Below are 1,763 nucleotides of genomic sequence, written 5' to 3'. Positions count from 1 at the left end.
TCGCCAACTGCTGTACGCGCAGCAGGTCGCCGAGTTCGACAAGGGCGCCCGCGACCTCGTCGGCAACCCCGCGGTGCCGCCGCGCAGCGTGCCGCGCCGCCGCCTGGAGATCCTGCGCGAGGAGCCCGCCGCGTGACCTCGACCGACCTCGTGGGCCCGCTGCCCACCATCACCTTCCACGGCGGCCCCGGTGGGTTCCGGAACCCGGCGCGTGTGGCCTACTCCCTGCCGCGCAACACGCTGGACCCGCGTTTCGCCGCATGCCGTGACCACCGCCCGGCCTGCGACTGCCGCGAGGCGCTGCTCGCCGAGAACCTCGCCGAGCTGCGCTACGAATACCACGCCGCGCAGCGCGCCGCGTGCGAGGTGCTCGCCGGGCACCGCGTCGAGAACCCCGACGCCTACACCGACGCCGAACGCGCGCACCTCGCGTGCCAGTGCACGGGCTGCCAAATCGTGCGCCGCTCTCACCTTCTCGATTACCGCCACATCGACCCCTGGACAGGAGTTATCCGTTGAGCACCGCCATCGCCCCGTACCAGCCCGACACGACCGCCGTCGCAGCCCCCGCTCCGCGCTCGTCTGCGTTGCCCGCGCAGGCCGCCGCGCTCGTCGAGTGGGCGCACAGCGCCGACGCCGCCATGCACCTCGCCAAGGGCCTCGTCAGCACGCCGTTCTGCCCGCAAGGATTCCGGGACAAGCCCTACGACGCCGCGGCCGCGATCCTCGCCGGGGCCGAGGTCGGCCTGTCCCCGCTCGGCTCGTTGCGCTCGTTCGACGTGATCAGCGGGACGGCCGCGCCCCGGGCGATCACCCTGCGCGCGATCGTGCAGTCCCACGGACACGAGATCTGGGTCGAGGAGCAGACCTCGGCCCGCGCGATCGTCGCCGGGCGCCGCGCCGGTTCCGACCGGATCGAGCGTTCCGAGTGGACGATGGAGCGTGCGCGCGGACTCGGCCTGCACACCAAGGACAACTGGAAGAAGCAGCCCGGCGCGATGCTCGTCGCACGCGCCACCGCCGAGTGCGCACGCCTGATCGCTGCCGACGCGATCCTCGGTATCGCCTACACCGCCGAGGAGATCGACGACGAGCAGGCCGCGCCCGTCGAGGCCGAGGCGCCGAAGCGCACCGCCCGCCGCCGCACCACCCCAGTGGCCGAGGCGAGGCCGGCCACGCAAGCGACCGCCGAGCGCGTCGAAGCGCCGGCTCGTCGCGCACAGCCCGCCCCCGCACCCGCGCCGGTGGCCGGGCCGCCGCTGCCCGGTGAGCCCGATCCTGAGCCCGAACCGGCCCTCGACGAGCACGAAGCGCCAGCACCCGAGCTCGAGCCGGTCAAGCCGGGCGACGAGAAGAAGAAGGCGACCCGAGACCAGGTCACGAAGCTCCACGCCCAGTTCGGAGACCTCGGCGTCACCGACCGCGACGACAAGCTGCGGATTCTCGGCCTGCTGCTCAACACCCGGTTGACCTCGTCGAACGATCTCAACCGCCTGGAAGCGCACCAGGCGATCGACATGCTGGAGCGCTGCCTGAGCAGCACCGAGCCCAAGCGCGCGCTCGACATCGTGCTCGCCCAGCTCGAGGACGGCGCCGCAGCGGACGGTGACGCGTGATGGCCGACGCCGACATGCGGCAGCACGCCGAGCGGCTGCTCTCCGACGCGTCGTTCACGCGCGGCAGAACCGCGCAGCCGTGCAGGCGCGACGGGATGCCGCTGACTGCCGAGCAGCACGCGGCGCTCGTCGGGCAGGCGCAAGCCG

The 1,763-nt window shown here is 73.1% G+C and carries 2 protein-coding genes; both read left to right on the top strand.

The features are described from left to right. The first annotated feature begins 132 nt into the window (after positions 1–132). Positions 133–519, top strand: coding sequence for a hypothetical protein (locus BA062_RS38440; RefSeq protein ID WP_110344043.1), 387 nt, complete (start codon positions 133–135; stop codon positions 517–519). Further along, the gene (locus BA062_RS38435) at positions 516–1,616 is read left to right on the top strand and encodes a hypothetical protein (protein WP_110344042.1); all 1,101 of its coding nucleotides are present in this window, start codon (positions 516–518) and stop codon (positions 1,614–1,616) included. Before BA062_RS38440 ends, BA062_RS38435 begins: the two co-directional genes overlap by 4 nt. Positions 1,617–1,763 lie beyond the last annotated feature (147 nt).

It is taken from the genome of Prauserella flavalba (genome assembly GCF_003202235.1).
Classification (GTDB): Bacteria; Actinomycetota; Actinomycetes; order Mycobacteriales; family Pseudonocardiaceae; genus Prauserella_A; species Prauserella_A flavalba.
Note: the sequence above shows the minus strand (reverse complement) of the source record. Positions and strands in the feature narration are given on the sequence as shown.